The following is a 23602-nucleotide window of genomic DNA, read 5'->3' on the forward strand; positions in this document are numbered from 1 at the left end:
ACATGAGATTGAGGAGATCTGAGTTTAGTGTTATTATATTGAGTTTGTATTGTTGATGTTACATTCATGATTTATCCTTTGTATTCATTTCATCAAGTACAGAGTTGTCAAATATTTTATCTCCGTATTTCTCTAAAATCTCTTTAGCGTATATAGCGTTGTCATATTTTGTTTGAAAACTACTTTTAAAATTTTCGTTGAACTTACCATCTTCATTTCGCCAGTCATACCAATCTTTACCGTTTTCGCTCTCGTAAGCTCTATCTTTAAGCTCGGCTAGTTTTGTATCTACTATATCTTCATTTTCAAGTAAAAATGAATAAAGTTCTATATCATATAAAATTCTCGACTTAACTCCAACAGAGTCATTTCCATAAGTGTCTAAGTAAGCATCACTCCAAAAATTATGCTCAAAACCATAATCACTTAGATTTATCTGTTTGTCATAGTCTATCTCCTCTTCTGCTATCTCTGTTGCTGCTTCTATGTCTTCAGGTAAGCCTGAGAAGAACATCAGAGAAAAACTTTGAGCTTGATTACCACCAAATGTAGATAGTAAACTACTTGCCTTTGCGGTCGCCTCGCCAATACTCAAACCACTCTCAAGTCCCTCATAAACTGCAAAATTATACGCTTTACTTGACTCTTTTGAAGCTGCCATAAAACCTCCAGTGGACATATCTAAGTCATGTTTTTCTCTTAAGTATTTATTGTAAGCTTGATAATCCCAAAACATCTCTTCAAAGGCTTCTTTGTCCTGCTGTGTTCCACCCATATAAGCTTTTTCTCTCATCGCTCCAAACTCTGGAAACTGAGCGTTTAGTTCTTGCCCTATTTTATCGGCTTTTTCGGTTGTGTAGTTAGAGTAGATCGGAGTAAAAACATCTTTATACTTCTCATAATGTTCATACTCTTTTTGGAAGTAAGGCTCATGTTTTGCCAAAGATGCAGCTCTTTGTTCTTCAAACATTCCCTCGTAAGCGATTCCGCCCTGCCCGGGCATCGCTCTATACTCCGCTATAATCTCCTCAGGAGTTCTTGTCTCTACTTTTGTACTTTTTATAGCTACTGCTAGTGGTTCTTCTTTTACTTCGTTTTTATTCTCTTTTATTTCTTGTTTTATCTCTAATTCTTCTGCGGTGCTTAGTTTCTGGGCTTTAGCTTCAACTTCTTCTATGGCATTTTGTAAAGCTTCCCTTAAACGCTCTAACGATTTAATAAGTTCAGGAGATGAATATCCCCCATCAGTTGAATTTATTTTCGCATCTACTTCATCTAAAACATCCAATACACTAAGAGTTTTTGGGCTATATGGTTTAGATAGTGTTTCATTTATAAAAGCTCTTATATCAAACGAGGCACTCTCTTGCATCTTATCTATTTGAGCATCAGACATTTGACTTAAGTGACTAGCTATTTGACGGTTATTGAATTCTTCATTTAAACTCATGGTCATTACACTTATACCCATTAAGTCATCACCCATGGCGTTTAAAGCCTTGACCCAAGCCTTTTTTGCTTCATCATCCATATGCTCGGGAATATGTGCTAAAGTTTTTGCCGCACCACGCATAACAGCGCCATCGCCATTAAAATCATACTTTTCATAATCATGAACTAGTAAATTATAAGCACCCTCATCACTCAAACTCCCTACATCTATAGCATCAGCCAAACCCTCAAACTTTTGTAAAGTTCTAAGTTCATCGCGTGATAATTCACTAAGAAACTCTTTTGCATCTGAGAGTTTTACATCTGCTTCTTTTGCTTGTGCATAGATAACTTCAAATTTATCTTCAAAGGGTTTTTGATTTTCTCTAACTCTGTTGTATAGATTCAAATCTTTTACTATATTTACATGATTAATATAATCTATTGAATTTTCCACTTCTTTTCCTTAAGTATCAATCCTTTGATTTATTTTTGTTATATTCAAGCAAAAAACATTCCATTAAGTCTTGTAAAACAACATTTAGATATAATTCAATTAAATATTACATAGGATATTAACAAGTATGAAATTCACTCTAGATGCTACAAGTAAAAAAGCCCGCGCATGTACAATAACAACCGCCCACTCAACTATTAAAACACCGGTTTTTATGCCTGTTGGGACTGTAGGGAGCGTTAAGGCTCTTGATATGGAAGATGTTTTAGACCTTCTAGGTGCTGAGATAATCCTTGCAAACACTTACCACATGTATCTTCGTCCCGGGGATGAGACGGTTGCCAAAATGGGCAAACTTCATGGCTTTACGACTTACCCTAAGAGTTTTTTAACAGATAGTGGCGGTTTTCAGGCATTTAGTCTTAGTGACATCTCTAAGGCATCAGAAAATGGCATAGAATTCAGAAGCCACATTGACGGTAGTAAACACTTCTTTACTCCTAAAAAAGTTATAGACATCCAGCATAATCTAGGTTCAGACATTATGATGATTTTAGATGATTTAGTTGCACTTCCAGCAACTCAGGAGCGCATTGCTCTAAGCATTGAGAGAACTACTGCATGGGCGAAAGAATCCATAGATTACTTTAGAGAAAAGCAAAAAGAGGGTGTTGGAGTAGAGCAAAATATCTTTGCAATTATCCAAGGCGGAACGGACAAGACTTTTCGTACAAAGAGTGCGACTGAACTCTGCGCGCTTGATTTTGATGGTTTTGCCATCGGAGGTCTTAGTGTCGGCGAAGCAAATCAGGACATGTACGATACAGTAGAACATACAGTAAAACATATGCCTAAAGATAAACCTCGCTATCTTATGGGAGTAGGAACTCCTGAGGATTTGCTAGAAAATATTGAGCGTGGGATTGACATGTTTGACTGTGTTATGCCGACACGAAACGCAAGAAACGGTACTCTTTTTACATCCTTTGGAAGACTTAACATAAAAGGTGCAACATATAAAGAGGACAACTTGCCCGTTGATAGCGAGTGTGAATGTCTTACATGCAAAAGATACTCCAGAGCCTACCTCAACCACCTCTTTCGTGCTCGTGAGATAACATACTTCAGACTTGCAACTATTCACAATCTTCACTACTATTTAAACTTAATGAGAGAAGCAAGAGAGGCGATTTTGGAAGATAGATTTGGGGAATTTAAAGCAGAGTTTTATGCAAAAAGAGGTTAATCCATCAAAAAGATGATGGATTAAAGATTGTGCTCTTTTTTATATTTTATAAGAATACCGTACGCCTCATCTTTTAACAATAGTTTCTCTTTTTTAAGAGTCTCTACCTCTTTATCAGTTAGTATGACATCACCTTTTTCAGCTTTTACAATTTTATCATCAAGCTCGTTGTGCTTGTTGAAAATTCTCAAAAAGTGAGCATTCTCAGCTCCCGTTTCTTTCATATGTGTAATAATATCTCGATATTCATGTAACATTTTGACTCCTTATTTTTTTTGAATTCTAGCATATAGTTAGTTAAAAATCTTCTCAACTTCGCCGTAGAGTTCTTCCCCGCAGTACAAAGAGAGCTTTTCTTCCATTATAACTTTTTTATTTGGATTAAAAAGCATTGCACTTACTCTCTCTTTGGTTTTTATCTCGCCTGCGCTTTGCCCAATAGCGTTAGCGGGATTTTTCACGCAGAGCCTTATAAGTTCTTGCATAGGTATGATACCGCTCTTTATGAGTTTCGTGTAGTAAACACTCATGGCATTTTTAAGACCTTCGCACCCATAAGCTGCATCATAAAAAGCAACCTCTTTATTTAGTGGAGAACTTGGTTGATGAAGAGTTGTCAATATATCTATTTTACCACTCTTTAGAGCCTCTTGCAAAAGTTGTAAATCCTCTTTTGAAGCAAGCGGGGGATTTAGCTTTGCAGCGGTATTAAAATTTTTACAAGCTTCATCCGAGTTGCTAAGATGATGGATAGATACCTCACATGCAACATTTACGCCATCTTGCTTTGCCTTGTTTATAAGATAAATAGAACGAGGAGAAGCGATTGATTTGAAAAGTATCTTTATCTTAAAGTGTCTTGCTATCTCTATCATGCGTGAGACATGCAAAACTTCGCTCAAGTCAGGTATGCCGGCAAGTCCTAGTTTTGAGCTAACATCACCTTCTAGCATCACGCCGCTATTTATAAGAGAGTTATCCTCCGCCTTGCAAAGGAGCGTTATCCCGTACATCTGACAATACTGCGCTATTTTTATAACAACATCATTCTTTGCAATGGTGCTCATATAAGGCGCAATAGCTCCACGCTTTAGTAAAATAGCAATATTACTAAGCGTGTTATCCTCCTTTAGAGTGTTTAGCATCAAATCGACCTTTGCACCGCTTAACGCATGCAATCCATTTTGAGCAAACTCTAAAACTATCTCGTTATCTATTGCAGGAGTGCTCTGGGCATTTAACACAACATGCCCTATACCGCCCAAAAGTGCCTCCTCTGAGAGAGCTTTAATGTTTTTTGCATTAAGAGAAGAGTCTTGAACCCTTACATTTATATCCACTAAAAGAGGGAGAAAATATAGCCCTGTGGCATCTATAGTTTCCTTACAAAAAAGGTCTGCACCTATCTCTGTAATCATGCCCTCTTCTATACGGATATCAACCTCTCTTTGCCCATTTACGTCACAAACTGTTGAATTTTTTATTACCATCGCTTGAACCTTTGATTTGATAATGAAATTGTAGTCGATTCTCCCTTATAAATAAGATTGATTTTACGACCTTTTAATCAATTTTGGTTATACTAAATCCGACATATATTTTGCAAATAAGGTAACTATTGATACACTCTTTGAAAATAATCAAAATACTTATTATACTTATATTTTTATCTATATATTCTAGTGTCTATATTACCACTACAGCAGATAAAAACTCCCGTCTAAAACTTCTTTTAAATCAAGAAGTTGAGAATCTAACAAACAGCTATGAAGTAACAAAGGATAGATACGACGATATATCCAAGATTATAAACCAAGAAGTTTTTAACAGCAACAAAGTTCTAGAACTTTTTTACAATGCAGAAAATACAAAAGATGAAAATGAGCGCAATATACTTCGTGCAATTCTCTACCGGGAACTTTTGCCTCACTTTAAAAATCTTCAAGAGACGGGGATAAATATTATCCATTTTGTCTTTAGAGACAACAAATCATTTCTAAGAGTTCATGAAAAGGATGTATATGGGGATGATCTCTCGCATACCCGTCCCTCTATTGCACATGTAAACGAAACACACAAACCTATAAGCGGCTTTGAACAAAATAGTCAAACGCACGCTTTTAGCAATATTTTTCCGCTCTTTTATAACAATGAATTTATAGGAAGCGCAGAGGTCTCTTTTTCATCACAGAGTATGCAAAAAGCAATGCTAGAGCTTCATTATACATACACAAATTTTATAATTAAAAAAAGCGTTTTTGACTCATATCTTTATAAAAATGACTTTTTTGCACACTATATCCATAGCGTTGAACACGAAGATTTTGTTTTATTAAAAACAGATAACAATAAAAAAAATATAGCTGTCAAAAATATACTCTCAGATAAAAAATTAAAAGCAGATGTAGTTAAAAATATTGAGCATCAAAACCCTTTTTCACTCTATACTCACCACCTTGATGACTTCTACATTATTTCATTTTTACCCATTAAAGATATAGAAAAAAAAGAGACTTTAGCATATCTAATCTCCTATAAAAAAAACAGATATATCTATGACATGACGCACGAATATCTTATAGTAAACAGTGTGGCATTTTTTGGTTTATTAATCCTCTTTATTGTTGTTTATTTCAACATAAAACAGCGCATCAACCTAGAGATGATAGTAAGCGAAAGAACGCAGGAGCTTGAGAGTGAAAAAACTATAGCTCAAAACGCAACAGAAGCAAAGTCTCAATTTTTGGCAAATATGTCACATGAAATCCGAACACCAATGAATGGGATTATAGGGATAACTCATCTGCTTTTTAAAACCGGCTTAAACGAAAAGCAAATAGATTATCTTACAAAAATTGATGACTCGGCAAAATCACTTCTAAATATTATTAACGATATTTTAGATCTCTCAAAGATAGAAGCAGGAAAATTAACTATTGAGAGTGTGGAGTTTAATCTCAAAAAAGCAATAAGTCAGACTTTAGCTCCCCTAGAGATAATCGCGAATCAAAAACATATAAAAATCACAATTGAGTATGCTAATAATGTAGGAGATTTTTTCATAGGAGATAGCTTGAGAATCTCTCAGGTTTTAACAAATCTTATAGGAAATGCAATTAAATTTACACATAATCAGGGCAACATAAATATCTATGTTTCAAAGATTGATGACTCCGTATATAGATTTAAAATTCAAGATTCTGGAATAGGTCTTAGCGAAAAAGAGCAAAAAAAACTCTTTAAACCATTCTCGCAAGCTGATGAGAGCACTACAAGAAAATATGGTGGAACTGGACTCGGTCTGGTAATCTCAAAACAGCTTGTAGAGTTAATGAGTGGCAAGATTTGGGTTGAGAGCAAGGAGGGGTTAGGAAGCAGTTTTTTCTTTGATATCAAACTAAAAGAGATAAGCTTACCTAAAGTGAAAAATGAAGTCAAAAAGATAGAACATAACAAAAATTTCATAAAAGCAAAAAAAATACTTATAGTTGAGGATAACGTCACAAATCAACTTGTTCTGCTTGGTCTTTTAGAAGATTATGTAGAAAAAATTGATGTAGCAAAAAACGGCAAAGAGGCGGTTGAGATGTATGAAAAAGGCAAATATGAGCTTATTTTTATGGACCTGCAGATGCCTGTTATGGATGGATATGAGGCAACTAAAATCATTAGAGCAATGGATGAAAAGATTCCTATCATTGCGCTAACAGCAAATGCCATGAGCGAAGAGATGCAAAGAACAAAGGCTCTTGGAATGAACGGACATCTTGTTAAACCCATAAATTTAGAAAAACTTTTTGATACTTTATTTAAACATATTAACTCAAATACGAAATAATTTTATTCTAAGAAAGCACGGGAGAGAGTATTGAAAATAATATTTTTATATATAATGTCATTTTTACTTTTAAATGCACAAAGCGACAGATATGAGCTGGGAAAAGAGCTATATATTAAAAATGGCTGCTATAGTTGCCATGGGATGAAGCTAGAAGGTCTTCACCAATATCCATATCTTGCAAATCGAGCAAAAGGTTACATGGTGCACAAACTAAAGAGATTTCGCTCAAAACTATCAGACAACCAGCAGCAAGAGATGATGATACCCTTTGCAGTAGGCTTGAGCGATGAAGATATAGAGAATCTCTCAATATACATAAATGAATTTGTAGAAGAAAAAAACAAAGAGAGGTATGATGACAGTTATCAAATCCATGGAGACGGTGATTCATGAAGATTTTAGTTAGCGCACTGGAGCACTCGGCAAATATCCATCTTAAATCCCTGAAAAAAGAGTTAAGCGATAGTGTGGAGTTTATAGGTATATTTGACAGAGAGCTTGGAGAGAGCATAATTGATTTGAGAAGTTTGGCGATAATGGGCTTTGTTGATGCTATAAAGAAGTTAAGGTTTTTTTTAAAACTAAACAATCAAATGGTCAAGTTGGCAAAAGATGCTGATAAGGTTCTACTGATAGACTCCTCAGGATTTAATCTCCCACTTGCCAAAAAAATCAAAAAAAAGTACCCAGACAAAGAGATAATCTACTACATTCTGCCACAAGCATGGGCTTGGAAAAAAAAGAGGATTCAGGTACTTGAAAAAACAATAGACCGCCTAGCCTCAATCCTTCCGTTTGAAAAAGGGTACTACTCAAAAAATGCACCAATTGAGTATGTCGGGCATCCTCTACTAGATCAGATAAAAGAGTTTAAAGGGAGCCTAAATGATGAGAAAAAAAGTATAGTATTTATGCCAGGTAGCAGAAAAGCAGAGATAAAAAAGCTTCTTCCTGTTTTTAAAAATGTTCAAAAAAAGCTAGATATTGAAGCCATAATTATTATCCCAAAACACTTCTCTGAAGAAGAGATAAAAGAAGTTTATGGTAGCCTTTCAGATTTTAAAATAGCTTATGATGCACACAAAACGCTTTTTGAGGCAGACTTCGCATTTATATGCAGCGGAACTGCCACTTTGGAAGCCTCGCTCATTGGAATTCCTTTTGTGTTAACATATATTGCTAAACCACTAGACTACTTTATTGCAAGCAGACTTGTGAAATTGGAGTATATAGGGCTAGCAAACATAATGTTTTCTAAGTTTAAAAACAGGGCGTTGCATCCGGAGTTTATACAAGAAGAAGTTACTGCCGAAAATCTCATAAAAGCATATCAAGAGTATGACAGAAGCAGATTTTTAAGTGACTCAAAGGCACTAAGAGAGTATTTAGTTCACGGCAGCTCAAAAAAAGTAGCTGCAATTATAGAGGAAAAAGATGAAAATTAATTTTATAGATTTACAAGCACAGTATCAAGAATATAAGTCAGAGATAGACAAAGAAGTTTTAGAGGTTTTTGCTTCAGCACAATTTATAGGCGGAGAGAAGCTAAACTCCTTAGAGAAAAATCTTGCAGCTTATACAGGCTCTAAACATGCAATAGGTTGCAGTAGCGGGACAGATGCTCTTTTGTTAGCCCTTATGGCGCTTGGTGTGGGAGCCGGTGATGAAGTAATCACGACTCCTTTTACTTTTATCTCTACTGCTGAAGTAATTGCGCTCTTGGGTGCTAAAAGCGTATTTGTCGATATAGACGAAGATAGTTACAACATAGACCCCACAAAAATAGAATCGCGCATTACTGACAAAACAAAGGCAATAATGCCAGTCTCTCTTTACGGGCAATGCGCCAATATGGAAGCTATAAACGAGATAGCCGCAAGGTATGAGCTTCCTGTTATAGAAGATGCCTGCCAGAGTTTTGGCGCGATATATAGAGGCAAAAAGTCATGTAACCTCTCAACCATAGGATGTACAAGCTTTTTTCCCTCAAAACCTCTTGGTGCTTACGGGGACGGTGGAGCTATCTTCACGGATGATGATGAGCTTGCCACTAAGATGAGAATGCTTTTAAACCATGGTCAAAATGAGAGATATAAGCATAAATACATAGGTATAAACGGTCGTCTTGATGCAGTTCAAGCCGCTATCTTAGATGTAAAACTAAGACATTTTGACAAAGAGGTAAAACTAAGGGATGAGATAGGCTCAAGATATAGCGACCTACTTGAAAATGTTGATGTCATAACTCCAAAAATTGCCGAAGCAAACACAAGCGTTTATGCACAGTATTCAGTAAGAGTCAAAGATAGAGAAGCCATGATTGCTAAGCTTGCAGAACAAGAGATTCCGACTGCCGTTCACTACCCTGTTCCGCTTCATCTTCAAGAAGCATTTGAGCATCTAGGCTATAGAGAAGGTGACTTTCCTATTAGCGAGCTTGTCTCAAAACAGATAATGTCGCTTCCTATGAGTGCTTATCTAGGCGAAGCCGAACAAGATTTTATAGTTCGCGCTATTAAAGGTTAACTATTGAAAAAAGTTGCTATCCTCGGTCTTGGCGCCATGGGAAAAAATCACTACAACACCCTTAAAAATATAAGCGGTGCTAAAATAGTCGGACTATGTGACGTTGTAAAAAACTCTGAGTTCAACGAACCGTTTTTTACAGATTTACAGAGTATGTTAGATAGCGTAAAACCGGATGCTGTTATTATCGTGACACCCACGTTTCTTCATAAAGATGCAGCTCTAAAGTGTGCCGAGCGTAAGATTGATATCTTTATAGAAAAACCTGCTGCTTCAAATATAGAAGATGCCAAAGAGATACTAAGAGCGGTAGAAAAAAACTCCATAAAAAGTTGTGTCGGACATATTGAGAGATATAATCCGGTTGTAAATTCCCTTATAAATGAGATAGCTGACCATGAGATACTATCTATCTCAATAACAAGAAGCGGCTCTTTTCCCGAGCGCATAGCAGATGTCGGGATTTTAACCGACCTCTCTGTTCATGACAGCGACTTGATACGCTTTATAACCAAAAAAGATATTGTAAATAGTGCTGTATTTAAATCTCAAAAAATTCACAAAACACATGAAGACAACGCAATTCTTGCATTTGAGCTAGAAGGTCAAATTATCGGTGACATATCTACAAACTGGTTAACTCCCTACAGAAAAAGAACTATTGCCGTTGCATGTAGAGAAGATGAACATAGCAAGATAAAATATTTTGAAGCCGATTTGATTTCTCAAACACTTACAGAGAGAATCAATATAAATCCAAACTCACACATAACAAAAAACTGCTTTGTAAATAGAAGCAATGCACTTCATGATGAACTCGAAGCCTTTATAAACTACTTACAAACAGGCAACCGCGGCTCCTTGGCAAGTGTACAAGATAGCATAATTACTCTAGAGATTGCGAGCAAATAGTGTCGGATAAAAAATTAAATATTCACAAATCAACCATCGTAGAACATGGGGCAAAGATAGCTTCTGATGTTACGATAGGTCCGTTTTGTTTTATCGATAAAGATGTAGAGTTAAAATCAGGGTGCACTTTAGAGTCAAATGTCATATTAAAAGGCAAAGTGAGCGTTGGTGCGAATGTAAAAATATTCAGCTTTGCCGTTATAGGTAGTGATGACTCAGAGATACACATAGGCGAGAAAACACACATAAGAGAATTTGTACAAATAGGTGCTCAAGAGAGTCTTGATAATAAAAAGATAGTTATAGGTGCTAACAATTTTCTCATGGGGTATGTTCAAATTCTTAGCGGCGTAGAACTTGGTGATTTTTGTATCATAACAAATGCCGTTAAACTTTACGAAAATGTTAGATGCGAGGAGAGAGTCATCATCGGCGGTCTTAGCACTATTGAAGCAAACAACAAGATAGGCACCGGTGTTATGATAGGCGGAGCATCAGTTGTAAACTCAGACATCCCTCCATTTATGCTTGTCGAGGGAAACAAAGCGACTATAAAAGGACTCAATGTTATCGGTCTCAGAAGAAGGCTGGAGAAAAAAGGAGACATTGAGGAGATAAAGGGTGTCTTTAAAAAGATTCTCGGTGATGGTGCGGATAAAATCTTAGCTCAAGAGATAGCAGATACAAACACCAATGAATTTATAAAAAAACTAGCATCTTTTGTCGCGTCTAGTAATATTTAGAGCCCTGCTTACTTGCAGGGTTCCGTTTTTAAAATTATAAGCCAGCGCGTTCTCTTATAATGTTAACTGCTTCAACCATGTTTTTCAGACTTGGTTTTACCTCCTCCCATTTTCTTGTTTTTAGTCCACAATCCGGGTTTATCCAAAGTTGCTCTTTTGGCAATACCTCTAGTAAAAGCTCTATCTGTTTTACTATCTCCTCTACACTTGGAACTCTCGGTGAGTGTATGTCATAAACCCCAGGTCCAACCTCATTTTTATAGCCGACCTCTTTAAAAATCTTAAGTAGTTCATTTCCGCTTCTTGCCGTCTCTATGGAGATAACATCTGCGTCCATATCTTCTATGGTATTTATGATATCGTTAAACTCGCTATAGCACATGTGCGTGTGAATTTGCGTCTCTTTTTTAGCACTGCTAATGGCGATTTTAAAATCTCTAACTGCCCATGCTTCATAAGCTTTTATCTTATCCTCTCTTAGCGGATATCCCTCTTTAAACGCCGCTTCATCAACCTGTATAATTTTTATACCTGCTTTTTGCAAATCATCTATTTCATCACTAAGCGCAACTGCAATCTGTTTAGAGACTTCGCCTCTTGGCATATCGTCTCGCACAAATGACCAGTTTAAAATCGTAACGGGACCCGTTAACATCCCTTTCATAATCTTGCTTGTTTTGCTTTGTGCATAAGTTATCCAATCAACCGTCATGGACTTAGGTCTACTTATATCTCCATAGATAAACGGCGGTTTCACGCATCTGCTCCCATAACTCTGAACCCATCCGTTTTGTGTAAATCCGTATCCGTTTAACTGCTCGCCGAAATACTCAACCATATCGTTTCTCTCAGGTTCCCCATGAACCAAAACTTCTAAGCCGCACTCCTCTTGAAACGCCACACAGTCGTCTATGTAGTTTTTAATCTCTTTTTCATACCTCTCTTTTGAGATAAGAGAATTTTTAAAGTCGCTTCTAGCCTTTCTCAGCTGCGGAGTTTGAGGAAAAGAGCCTATGGTTGTCGTTACCAAATCTTTATACCCCAAAATCTCTCTTTGATGCGCTATCCTCTCTTTTGCGCTGCCCTCTCTTTGAACTTTTGTATGATTTTTTACCCTTTCCTGCACGGTTTTGTCATGTATAAGAGTGGATTTTTTTCTGTTTTTGTTTGCTTTTATATTTCTTTCTAACATCTCTTTTCGAACCTCATTCAGGCTCTGTTGAGTGTAAAAGAATATTTTTGAAACAAGAGAAATTTCATCCAGTTTTTCAAGTGCAAAACTTAACCACTTTTTTATCTCGCTACTCATCTTTTCTTCATATTTTAAAGTAAAGGGGGAGTGAAGAAGAGAGCAAGATGAACCAACCAAGATATTCTCTTTTTTCACTACTTTTGAGATATTTTTCAAAAGCTTAAGACTCTTTGTGATATCACATCTCCAGATATTTCTGCCATCAACTACTCCAGCTATAAGTTTTTTACCGCTATTTGCAATAATCTCAAGGGATTGTAAGTTTTCATCTCCATGTAAAAAATCTACTCCTAACGCCCATACAGGCGTATGAACCAAAATTTTTGTAGCTTCATTTGAGTGTTCAAAATATGTAACAAGCGCAATTTTTATATTTGATGAAACATTTGAAAGCCTCTCATACGTCGGTTTTATAAGACTAAGAATTTTCGTATTTAACTCCCTAGCAAAAATCGGCTCTTCTATCTGAATAGTTATCTCATCATCAAGGATGCTAATAATCTTCAAAAGCTCTTCATATATCGGCAACACCTTATTCCACAGTTCATAGGCATCACCGCGATCAACTCTTTTACTAAGTCCCAGATATGTAATGGGCCCTATAATATTTATCTTTGTTTTTATTCCTAGCTCTTTCGCCTCATTATATTCATCTATAATTTTTGAAGCATTTAGCGAGTAACTATCTTCCACACTAAGTTCTGGGACTATATAATGATAATTTGTATTAAACCACTTTGTCATCTCCATAGCCACGCTTGAAGCATTACCTCTTGCCATTGCAAAGTAAAGCTCTTCGTCGCTTAGATGTTGAAATCTTTTTGGAATAGCTCCCAGCATAATTGAAGTATCAAGCATGTTATCATAGAGAGAAAAATCATTTGAACTTATAAAATCTACTCCGGCATCCCTTTGATACTTCCAATGTCTATTTTTCAGCTCTTTTGCTACTATTTCAACATCCTTAAATGAACATTTATTTGCCCAAAACTCCTCTAAAACTCTTTTTAACTCTCTTTGCTCCCCAATTCTTGGGAATCCAACTATATAATTTTTTGACATTAAAATATCCCTTCTACTATTTATAATGCTAAAGGAAGTAACTCCTTTGGCTACGCTAGCCACTGTGGCACAAAACTGTTTTCAGTTTCTTTAGAAAAGCTTCATATCTGAAGATATGAGAATTATTATGGTAATTTTGTAAAAAAGGGTATTAAAGTGGAGGGTGCACGCCGGTGCGTCTGAATGCAAAATATGTCGTATAATATGGACATCTAGGGATGAAGTGATTTATTAGAAGCGAGATTCTTACCTTATTGGCAAAAAAGATATTACAGTAACAAGGCTTAGAATCTGAAATGAACAACAATTTTGACAATTTAAAACTATCAATACCATAAACTGATTTCAAACACTCTCTCCTTATTAAATAAATTTTTTAAATTATACCAAATTTGTTTTTATTTTCATGCACTATCTTACATACTCTTTATATTCTCTAAAAACTCTTTAGGCTCTATAAAACCGACTATAGTTTTTGACTCTATCACATTTAGCTCTTTATCAAAAAATATCAAAACGGGCGGACCGAAAACTCCGTACTTCTTGCTTAACTCTTTTTGCTCTTTATTGTTTTGAGTAATATCTGCTGCGATAAGTACAAATTCGCCGAGTTTTGCTTTTACAGTCTCATCTGAGAATGTTTTTTTATCAAGCTCTTTACATATTGCACACCACTCAGCCGTAAAATCAAGCATAATTTTTTTGCCTCTGTTTGCCTCTAAAACTTTATTAAGCTCCTTGATTGAGGTTACCTTTTCAAACTTTAGATGTTTTGCACTATCAGACGTTGTCGTCACTGATGGTTTTAAAAACTCCAATGGTCTTGTCATACTGCTCGAACCACCCAGAACCCCTATAAAAAGAGCTACAGAGTAGATAAAAATAATGATTGCGGTGCTTTTTCTAAATGTATGTGCATCCTTCTCAAACGCACCAAAATATACGGCAAAACCAATTCCCAAAATAGAGTATAGAAGCACAATGAGGTGGTTATCTAAAACTCTCTCAAGCATCCAAATAGCAACGCCGAGCATCATTACGCCAAATATTGCACTAACCATAGTCATCCATGCACCAGGACGCGGCATAAACTTACCTGCACTTACACCTACTAAAATCAGCGGAAGCCCCATTCCGATGCTCATGGCAAATAAAGCCCCACCTCCAAGAAGCGCATCTCCGGTTTGACCTATATATACTAGAGCGCCAGCAAGAGGAGCCGCAACACATGGACCTACTATAAGAGCCGACAAAAAGCCCATTATAGCAACACCGACATAACCGCTTTTGTTTGCATTATTGTTTGAACTTATCTTTGCCACAAAGGAGTCAGGAAGTTTCAGTTCATAAAATCCAAACATGCTAAGTGCCAATGCAACAAAAATTCCTGAAAATGTATATATAGCCCATGGCGCTTGAAGAGAAGCTTGCAGATTTGAACCAAAAAGACCCGCCAAAACTCCCGCAATCGTGTATGCAACCGCCATAGCAAGAACGTAAACCAAGGAGAGCATAAATGCTTTTTTTGTTGTTATTCCCTCGCCTTGAGATATGATAATTCCTGAGATAATTGGAATCATAGGAAATGTACAAGGAGTAAGTGCTAGAAGAAGTCCAAAACCCAAAAAGCTAAGGAGCACAAACATGATGCTTCCTTTTTTAATAGTATCGGCAATAGAATCACTCTGTGAGTGCTCTTTTATTACTTCAGTTTTTTCTACAACTTTTTCTACAACTTTTTCTACAGTTTTTTCCTCTGATTTTACCTCTATTTTACTCAAAACCTTTCCGATATCAAGCTTTGTGCTATCTACCTCTAGGCTAAAAGACTCTGTATATGGCTCATAGCAAAGGCCCTGCTCCGAGCACCCTTGGTAGGAGAGTTCAAAAGTGATATTTCTCACACCCTCTACATCACTATCTTTGTTTAGATGAACTAAAAAAACAGGCGATTGAAGATATGTCATATCTCCATGATGTTCTACGCTCTTAGGTTTTTCAATCTCTTGAATATTTATGCCACTTCCATCTTTTATGACTAACTTTAGCGCATCTTCATAAAGATAAATATCCTTTGCTAAGACAATAGTAGCCTCTATCTGCATCTTGTCGTTTAGTTTTGCAGAGGGCTTAAAAGCCTCTTCGGGCATCAAAAATTTAGGTTGTGCACCAAAAAGCAAGAGGGATGAGAAGATAAGTAAAACAAGTTTTTTCATAATGTATCTATCCAATTTTTTAAATTTTGCAAATTATAACAAATTTATACCAATAGCAGAGATGCTAATTTTTTGACAAAAGATTGTAATCTTTAATTTGTTTAGAGACTTCAATAACAACTCCAATTTTATTACTCTTTAGAGCCTCTTTATTGTTTTAGAAAAAAAAACAGTACAATTTGACATGGATGTACATAACTTTTTTTTAACACTATTTCTTATCTTAATAGTAGCAAGAATATTAGGCGAGCTTTTTGCAAGAGCAGGCATACCTTCCGTTCTTGGCGAACTTTTCGCAGGAATCCTTCTAGGTTCATCTGTTTTAGGCATTATTGAACCCAGCGAAATTTTAAAAATACTAGCAGAAATCGGTATTATCTTGCTCCTTTTTGAAGTTGGTTTAGAGACAGATTTTACTCGCCTCAAAAATGCCGGAACAAAATCTCTCGTAGTTGCACTACTAGGCGTTATTTTGCCTTTTAGCTTTGGATTTGTTACGGCACACTACTTTTTTGAACTTGCTTTTGATATCTCTCTTTTTATAGGCGGAACGCTTACTGCCACAAGCATAGGCATAACGATAAGGGTTTTAAAAGATATCCACATGCAAAACACCAACATCGCTCAAATCGTAATCGGTGCGGCTGTTATTGATGACATCATAGGGATTATACTCCTTGTTTTTATCTATGATTTTTCTATCTCGCAAGAAGCAACTTTTAATCATACTCTGTCCGTAGCAGGAATGATTGTTACCTTTTTGTTTTTGGCTCCGATATTTGCCAAAATTCTTTCCTATATGATACATAAGTTTCATGGAAACGATTTGGTTCCCGGATATATTCCTACGATTATCATCTCGCTTATTCTTCTTTTTTCATATATTTCATATCTTGTCGGTGCACCCGCTATTTTAGGCTCCTTTGCAGCTGGAATTGCACTCTCAAGAAGATTCTTTTTACCCTTTGGAACACTTTTGAGTGCAAATGAACCTCTTCTTAGAGTGGTGCGTACTAATATGACGCCTATAATTCAAATATTTACACCTATTTTTTTTGTTATGGTCGGACTCTCTATGGATTTAAGTATTATAGATTTTTCATCATCATCTTTTTGGATAATGGGGCTCTCTTTTATCTTCATAGCCTTTTTAAGCAAATTTTTAGGTGCATTTTTTATTATTCAAAAATGTGCAAGAAACAATGCACTTATAGGAATATCTATGGTTCCACGAGGGGAAGTGGGTCTTATATTTGCCGAAATGGGCAGAGTAAACGGTGTTTTACCAAATGAGATCTACGCGATGCTTATCTTTGTTATTATCATCACAACTATTGTACCGCCATTTTTACTTAAGAGATATTTTAAAGGGGAATGTATTTAGAGAGCCAGAGTATTTATTTAAGCGCAATATTAGTAATATTTCTCTACTCTACAAAAAATTCATATAAAGAAATTAACATGTCAAACAGATTAAAATCAGAAGATTCACCATACTTACAACAGCATAAAAATAATCCTGTGGATTGGTATCCGTGGGGCGAGGAGGCTTTTTTAAAGGCAAAAAAAGAGAACAAAACCATTTTTATCTCCATCGGCTACAGCTCATGTCACTGGTGCCACGTTATGGAGGAGAAAGTTTTTGAAAACAAAGAGTGTGCAGATATACTAAACGAGAATTTTGTCTGCATAAAAGTTGACCGAGAAGAGCGCCCCGACATAGACAAACACTATCAGGAAGTCTATACGATGTTAAATCGCCGCGCAGGAGGATGGCCCACTTCCATATTTTGCACCCCAGAGAATAAACCTTTTTTTGCAGGAACTTACATCCCGTCAGAGTCAAGAGAGTCAAGCATAGAGGGGATGGGTTTTATAGAACTTACAAAACTTATAGCTGAGAAGGTTTCGCAAAAAGATGAACAACTTCTTAAGAGTGCTGATGAGATTGAGAGTTTTTTAAATCATAAGGAGCATCCAAAAGAGGCAACGGTTTTAAAAGAGGATTTTGTTAAAAACTTTATGCTTCAGGTAAAAAACAACTACGATACTCTCTACGGCGGCTTTTCAGTCTCCCCGAAATTTCCACATGCAAGTACGCTCGGCACACTTCTTGTTATCGACAAACTATATGATGACAAATCGGCAAAAGCTATGCTCACAAACACGCTTTTAAATATGAAAAAAGGCGGGATGTACGACTTGATAGACGGCGGTTTTTGCCGCTACAGCGTTGATGAGAAGTGGATAGTTCCACATTTTGAAAAGATGCTCTACGACAACGCCCTGCTCTGCGAACTATATACAAATGCTTACCTCGCATACTCTGAGGAGAGTTTTTTAAATATAGCAAAGGAGATTGCTGATTTTTGGCAAGACCGCATGAGCGAAGATAATCTCTTTTATAGTGCTAGCGATGCCGATAGCAAGGGCGAAGAGGGAACCTTCTTTATCTATAGTTATGAGGAAGTGCATAAACTTTTATCAGACAACGGATATAAAAATGTAGATGCAATATTAGAGATGCTAAGCATTACTAAAAATGGCAATTTTGAGGGTAAAAATATAGTTAGATTTAAAGATGATGAGATGCCGAAAGATTTTGAAAATATAAACTCTTTGCTAAGAGGATTAAGAGCGCAAAGAGAGTACCCATTTATAGATAAAAAAATCCAGACTTCATGGTCAGGCATGATGATAAAATCTCTATTTAATCTAGGCAAGGTTGATGATGCGTATAAGCAAAGAGCGATAAAAAATCTAGATGCTTTACTAAGTGTTATCTATATTGACGGCAAACTTTATCACACCACTCTTATTCATAAAAAACCAAAAGTTGAAGCGTTTTTAGAGGATTATGCATTTTTGGCTCAGGCACTTATAGAAGCATTTAACGCAACGCAAGATGAACTGTATCTCATTCGCGCCCAGCACTTTGCAAATCTTGCATTAGAGAAGTTTTACGACAAAGGAGCGTGGAAGTTTAGTATAGGAGAGTTTGAGACAAAAGCGGAAATCTCAGATAACACCTACATAAGTCCAGTAAGCATAATGGTTGATGTTTTACTCTCGCTAAACTCCTTGCTAGAAGATGACAAATATAGACACTTTGCATTTAAAACACTTGAGTACAGCTCTTATGAACTAGGAAAACGCCCCATAGTTTACCCATACATGTTGCGCCAAATGCTAAGATATTTAAAGGGCGATAGAGTTATAAAATCCAGCCAAAAAAAGTTACAAGCAAATACTTTAAAGCTCGCCCTACTTGAGTATCCGTTTATCCAGAAAAAAGTCTCTGGGGATGAAAACTATATGGTTTGTGGCGATAAAAGCTGCTTTGCAGGCACTAATGACATTAATGAAATCAATGCTATAATCAAAAAAAGTTTTTAGGATTTATGATGAAAAAGATTATTTTAACAGCTGTTTTAGCACTTGCCGTTATGAGCATTTTTAGTGCATGTGAGAGAAATGATTATCAGCATCCGATGCACAGAAAGTAGAAAAAGATTTGAATAACATGAAACTAGGCGTAAACATCGACCATATAGCAGTTTTAAGAGAAGCAAGAAGAGTAAATGACCCTGATATTTTAAATGCCCTTTATGTTGCTTGTCAAAATGGAGCCAATCAGATAACTATTCATTTAAGAGAAGACAGAAGACATATACAAGATGTAGATGCCTATAATATTATGAAACACTCTACTGTTCCTGTAAACTTGGAGTGCTCTATAAACAGAAATATTTTAAATATAGCAACAGATTTAAAACCTCACCGTGCGACTTTAGTTCCAGAGAAGAGAGAAGAAGTCACAACAGAGGGCGGGCTCGATGTTTTTGCCCATGAGGATGAAATAACTTATGCGATTGAGTTATTGCATGACTACATCATTCCTGTTTCCCTCTTTATAGATCCAAACATTGAAGCAGTTGAGCAATCAAAAAAGTTAGGAGCAGAGATGGTTGAGTTGCACACTGGAACTTTCGCAAATATTTATGCTATGTTAAACGGCTCACTTCTGCACTCAAGCCACTCACTAAAGGAGCTTGAACTTCCACGAAATGAGCTATCTATCAGACTTGAAAAAGCAGTTAGTGACATAACTGCCGCTGCAAAATATGCCAAAAGCATAGGTCTTGAAGTTGCCGCAGGTCACGGGCTTAACTATCATAACGTACATGAGATGATGAAAATAGCAGAAATTACAGAGTTAAATATCGGGCAAAGTATTATTGCAAAAAGCGTATTTGTCGGTTTAGCTGATGCTATAAAAGAGATGAGAAGATTAACTACAAGATGAACAAAGCACACATTGCCGTAAGTGTTGGCGATTTAAACGGGGTAGGGATAGAGATAGCTCTTAAAGCCCACAAAGAAGTCTTAGCATTTTGTACTCCACTTTACTGCATAAACTCTGCCATGCTGCATCAGGCAGCCGAGCTTTTAGATGCAGAGATTCCAGCTGATTTTGTCCTGCATGAGGTTGAGGGAAACTTTAAGATTAAAAAAGGATGCGTTGATAAAAACTCCGGCAGATACTCCTACGACTCCTTTGTAAGCGCTATTAAACTTTGTGAAAACAAAGAAGCTGATGCTGTAGTTACGCTGCCCATTCATAAAGAGGCATGGATGTTAGAGGGCATAAAATACAAAGGACATACCGACCTTCTGCGTGATTACTTTAAAAAAGATGCCATTATGATGCTTGGATGCGAGAAGATGTTTGTGGCTCTGTTTACTGAACATATCCCTCTAAAAGATGTGGCTTCGTCTGTGGGGTATAAAAAACTCAAACAGTTCTTTTTAGATTTGCACAAATCAATTCCAAAAGAGAGAGTAGCAGTTCTTGGTCTAAATCCGCATGCAGGAGACAACGGTGTGCTTGGAGATGAGGAACTTAAAATTACAAAAGCGATAAAAAGTGCAAATAAAAAGATAGGTTTTGAGCAGTTTATAGGTCCAGTTGTTCCGGATACCGCTTTTACACCGAACTTTAGAGAGAAGTTTAGATACTTTGTGGCTATGTATCATGATCAAGGTTTAGCACCTCTAAAAGCGCTCTATTTTGATGAGAGCATAAACGTCTCGCTAAATCTACCGATAATAAGAACATCGGTAGATCATGGAACCGCTTTTGACATTGCTTACAAAGGCAAGGCAAGCACTCTTAGCTACATAAATGCAATCAAGAGTGCGATAAAGCTTACTACAATGGCTTAACGTTACAAAGAAGAGCTTCTATCTTTGTTTTAAAACTGATTGCAACATCGCTCCATGTTTTTCCCTCATGAAGGTCATAACATGCTTTATTAATCGATGAGAGAGCTTTGCTTGCGCTAAAATCTAAAATATCAATATCTCCTTTTGCCTCAAAAACACCATCACTAAAACTATATGCCATAGGAACTATTTTTTTAATGCCGTTCATCTCTATCTCTACCTCGACAACACCTGTTCTTGGTGCATCTTTTACTTTTTTGTCTGCTTTTATATCTACTATTTTTGCATTTATATTCTTAGCACTCATCATGCCAAAGAAAAACTTTACAAGCTTTTCGTCACGCTCTGAGTGTTTTGAGTTTACAGTTGATGTATCTACAACAACGCTTGAGCCCACTAAAATAGAGCGGAAATTCTCCCCGCTTTTTGCAACAGGAGTATATAGCACATTGTCGAAACTTCCACCCACACCCACTTTCTTCTCTGTTTTATATCCAGTCCAACTAACTTCAACAGCGCCGACTTGAGAGAGTTCACAACCAGCTTTTTGACTTGCATCTACGCCTGATGCAATAAAAAGCACCATAAGTGCAGAAATAACTACATTTTTCATTTTTTAATCCTTGCCATAATTTTGACATAGTATATCATTTTAAACTGCTTTTTTTTAGCAAGTTATTTTTCATAGCTTCTTAAGTGCTATCTTATTTTATGAAGGTTACCCCTGCTTTATTTGCAGGCAAAACAGACAAAGCGTTCCGTGTCCTATACCATCACTTTTAAGTGTGACATCTCCGCCTAAGATATTTGCCATTTTTTTACTTAATGATAAACCCAAACCCGTTCCTCTGTGCCTCTTTTGTATGACATTTTCAAGTTGAGTAAAGTCATTAAATAGATGCTTCATATCATCTTGGGATATTCCTATGCCACTATCCTTTACACTGACACATAGTTTTTTTTCATCATTATATATCTCTAGCAGTATGCTTCCCTCAGGAGTGAATTTTATGGCATTTGAGAGAAGGTTTACAACAATCTGCTTAAACATTTTGGGGTCTGTTTTATAAATTTTATTGTCAAAATTATCAGACAACAAATCAAATTTAATTTTTTTATCTTTAACTAAAGGAGAGAGCATATTGTAACTGCTTTGAACTATCTCTAAAATATTGACATTTTCAAGATGCGCTTCCATTTTGCCGGCTTCAATTTTAGCTATGTCCAATATCTCATTTATCATGCCTAGAAGATATTGCGCCGATGATTCAATATTTTTAACTGTATCTTTTTGGTCTTCATCTAACTCTTCATACTCAATCATATACTGTGCAAAACCTATAATCGCATTTAGCGGAGTTCTAAGCTCATGCGACATGTTTGAAATAAATGCGGATTTTGCTTTTGATGCCGAGGTAGTTCTCTTTATTAGTCTAATTCTCTCAAGCTGCAATGTAATCATCGAAGCGATAGAGTTGTAAAAATCCTGTTCATTTTTATCTTCAAAGCTCTCTATTCCTAATTCAATTGAACCAAAATAAATTTTCTCATCATTCTCAAAATCCGTAACATAAAGATTTGTACACTCTTTATCTCTAGCCCTATTTTTATCTTTTTGAAAATGTAGATTTTCTTTATTTGTTAATTTTTTTATCTCCTCAATGGAGACATTTATGCACTCATCTTCACTTTTTGTCTGAATGATAGTATTGAAAACTTCGATTAGCTGCGTAAATCTTTTTAGTCTTAGCCTGTTCTCTTCCTCTAGAGTTTGCAGCGCGGAGTAGGTAGTTTTAAGCATATTATTAAAAGAGTGTGTAAGTGTAGCTATCTCATCTTGCGAATTTACATTTAACTGTGCAGAGTAGTTTTGCGTTTTCGTAATGAAATCGGTTGTGGCAGTTAACTCTTCAATCGGTTTAACAATCTCTCTTGATTGTTTGATGGACATATATATTATCAGTATAAAAATAACAATCGATATATAGAGCATAAAGCTTATAAAGTCATACAAAAATTCAAGAGCAACACTTTTATCTACAGCATAAACAATGTACCAATCATTTAAAAAAGATGATAATTTTTTATATACGACAACATAGTTATTATCTATAATACTGTTTGTCTTGTTGTTAAAGTTTATTTTTAAATTTATATCTTCACCTATAATAAAACTATTTTTCGAGTCTATTATGTATGAGTGAATTGTTGTGTTGTGTGTTAGATATAAATCTAAATTTTTTAAATTATACTTTAAAACCAAAAAACCCAATTTTTTTGTTTTATCAAAAGAGGCATTTATTTGTGAATGCATATATAAGTAGTTATCTTTTACATAGGCTCTACTATTTTTTACATTTAACTCATCTATGCTATATTTTTTTAGTAAATTATCTCTGCTTGATGAGGCGATTATTGTAGAATCAGGAGCAACAGCCATAAAGCTTATATCTAAATTTAAATCGTCTCTTTTTTGGGTTAAAAGTCTTGAGATTCTTTTATCGATATCTTCTGCTAAAAGGTCATCCATCAAATCAAGAGAGCTTAGAAATTTAACCTCTTTAGTTAAGCTCTCTAGATGGTTGTCAATTAGTTCTATTACAACTTTGGTTCTCTCAAGATGTTCATCAATAGTTTTGTTTACTATTTTTGATTCACTTAAAAAAAGCGTATATATTAAAAGTGTCAAA

18 protein-coding genes are annotated in these 23602 nt (G+C 35.9%); 11 read left to right on the top strand and 7 right to left on the bottom strand.

The window, feature by feature from the left end; all coding sequences use genetic code 11:
- Positions 1-64 precede the first annotated feature (64 nt).
- Positions 65-1888 carry a hypothetical protein gene (locus tag M0Q17_RS02010; protein WP_295082766.1) on the bottom strand — a complete coding sequence of 608 codons (1824 nt, stop codon included), beginning with the start codon at positions 1886-1888 and terminating at the stop codon, positions 65-67.
- 127 nt (positions 1889-2015) lie between these two features.
- Between M0Q17_RS02010 and tgt the strand changes: the two genes are divergently transcribed.
- On the top strand, positions 2016-3134 hold the full coding sequence (tgt, locus tag M0Q17_RS02015; protein WP_295082768.1) for a tRNA guanosine(34) transglycosylase Tgt: 1119 nt from the start codon (positions 2016-2018) through the stop codon (positions 3132-3134).
- 20 nt (positions 3135-3154) lie between these two features.
- Here the strand turns inward: tgt and M0Q17_RS02020 are convergent, their stop codons facing one another.
- A complete protein-coding gene (locus M0Q17_RS02020) occupies positions 3155-3391 on the bottom strand; it encodes a DUF465 domain-containing protein (RefSeq protein WP_295082770.1) in 237 nt (78 codons plus the stop codon).
- A 36-nt stretch (positions 3392-3427) separates the two neighbouring features.
- Positions 3428-4624 (bottom strand): dihydroorotase, encoded by a 1197-nt coding sequence (locus tag M0Q17_RS02025; protein WP_295082772.1) that lies wholly within the window; start codon positions 4622-4624, stop codon positions 3428-3430.
- A gap of 128 nt (positions 4625-4752) precedes the next feature.
- Here M0Q17_RS02025 and M0Q17_RS02030 point away from each other — a divergent pair, with 128 nt between their 5' ends.
- Genes M0Q17_RS02030 through M0Q17_RS02055 form a run of 6 tightly spaced genes read left to right on the top strand, consistent with a single transcriptional unit; the run spans position 4753 to position 11156 of the window.
- Positions 4753-6972 (top strand): ATP-binding protein, encoded by a 2220-nt coding sequence (locus tag M0Q17_RS02030; protein ID WP_295082774.1) that lies wholly within the window; start codon positions 4753-4755, stop codon positions 6970-6972.
- Positions 6973-7002: 30 nt separating this feature from the next.
- Entirely contained in the window at positions 7003-7368 is a 366-nt protein-coding gene (locus tag M0Q17_RS02035; protein ID WP_295082776.1) for a c-type cytochrome, read from the top strand.
- Positions 7365-8420, top strand: coding sequence for a lipid-A-disaccharide synthase (lpxB, locus tag M0Q17_RS02040; protein ID WP_295082778.1), 1056 nt, complete (start codon positions 7365-7367; stop codon positions 8418-8420). The genes M0Q17_RS02035 and lpxB overlap by 4 nt, the downstream gene beginning before the upstream one ends.
- Positions 8410-9501 (top strand): DegT/DnrJ/EryC1/StrS family aminotransferase, encoded by a 1092-nt coding sequence (locus tag M0Q17_RS02045; RefSeq protein ID WP_295082780.1) that lies wholly within the window; start codon positions 8410-8412, stop codon positions 9499-9501. Before lpxB ends, M0Q17_RS02045 begins: the two co-directional genes overlap by 11 nt.
- Positions 9502-9504: 3 nt before the next feature.
- Positions 9505-10413, top strand: coding sequence for a Gfo/Idh/MocA family oxidoreductase (locus M0Q17_RS02050; protein ID WP_295082782.1), 909 nt, complete (start codon positions 9505-9507; stop codon positions 10411-10413).
- Positions 10413-11156: an acyl-ACP--UDP-N- acetylglucosamine O-acyltransferase gene (locus tag M0Q17_RS02055; RefSeq protein WP_295082784.1), complete on the top strand. Its 744-nt coding sequence runs from the start codon at positions 10413-10415 to the stop codon at positions 11154-11156. The genes M0Q17_RS02050 and M0Q17_RS02055 overlap by 1 nt, the downstream gene beginning before the upstream one ends.
- Before the next feature lie 34 nt (positions 11157-11190).
- On the opposite strand, the gene metE is transcribed toward M0Q17_RS02055, so the two are convergent.
- Both metE and dsbD read right to left on the bottom strand, forming a co-directional pair.
- The gene (metE, locus tag M0Q17_RS02060; protein WP_295082786.1) at positions 11191-13470 is read right to left on the bottom strand and encodes a 5-methyltetrahydropteroyltriglutamate--homocysteine S-methyltransferase; all 2280 of its coding nucleotides are present in this window, start codon (positions 13468-13470) and stop codon (positions 11191-11193) included.
- A 416-nt stretch (positions 13471-13886) separates the two neighbouring features.
- On the bottom strand, positions 13887-15686 hold the full coding sequence (gene dsbD, locus M0Q17_RS02065; RefSeq protein ID WP_295082788.1) for a protein-disulfide reductase DsbD: 1800 nt from the start codon (positions 15684-15686) through the stop codon (positions 13887-13889).
- A gap of 184 nt (positions 15687-15870) precedes the next feature.
- On the opposite strand from dsbD, the gene M0Q17_RS02070 reads away from it, so the two are divergent.
- The 4 genes from M0Q17_RS02070 to pdxA all read left to right on the top strand — a co-directional run bounded on the left by M0Q17_RS02070 (position 15871) and on the right by pdxA (position 20912).
- Entirely contained in the window at positions 15871-17070 is a 1200-nt protein-coding gene (locus M0Q17_RS02070) for a cation:proton antiporter (protein ID WP_295082790.1), read from the top strand.
- A gap of 77 nt (positions 17071-17147) precedes the next feature.
- Positions 17148-19082, top strand: a complete 1935-nt coding sequence (locus tag M0Q17_RS02075) for a thioredoxin domain-containing protein (RefSeq protein WP_295082792.1) — start codon at positions 17148-17150, stop codon at positions 19080-19082.
- 127 nt (positions 19083-19209) lie between these two features.
- Positions 19210-19992, top strand: a complete 783-nt coding sequence (locus M0Q17_RS02080; RefSeq protein ID WP_295082794.1) for a pyridoxine 5'-phosphate synthase — start codon at positions 19210-19212, stop codon at positions 19990-19992.
- Positions 19989-20912, top strand: coding sequence for a 4-hydroxythreonine-4-phosphate dehydrogenase (gene pdxA / locus M0Q17_RS02085; RefSeq protein WP_295082795.1), 924 nt, complete (start codon positions 19989-19991; stop codon positions 20910-20912). The genes M0Q17_RS02080 and pdxA overlap by 4 nt, the downstream gene beginning before the upstream one ends.
- On the opposite strand, the gene M0Q17_RS02090 is transcribed toward pdxA, so the two are convergent.
- Positions 20899-21525 carry a YceI family protein gene (locus tag M0Q17_RS02090; RefSeq protein ID WP_295082797.1) on the bottom strand — a complete coding sequence of 209 codons (627 nt, stop codon included), beginning with the start codon at positions 21523-21525 and terminating at the stop codon, positions 20899-20901. The genes pdxA and M0Q17_RS02090 overlap by 14 nt on opposite strands.
- A gap of 105 nt (positions 21526-21630) precedes the next feature.
- On the bottom strand, positions 21631-23601 hold the full coding sequence (locus tag M0Q17_RS02095; RefSeq protein ID WP_295082799.1) for an ATP-binding protein: 1971 nt from the start codon (positions 23599-23601) through the stop codon (positions 21631-21633).
- Position 23602: the final 1 nt, after the last annotated feature.

This window comes from Sulfurimonas sp. (assembly GCF_023229105.1).
In the GTDB taxonomy this organism is placed as follows: Bacteria; Campylobacterota; Campylobacteria; order Campylobacterales; family Sulfurimonadaceae; genus Sulfurimonas.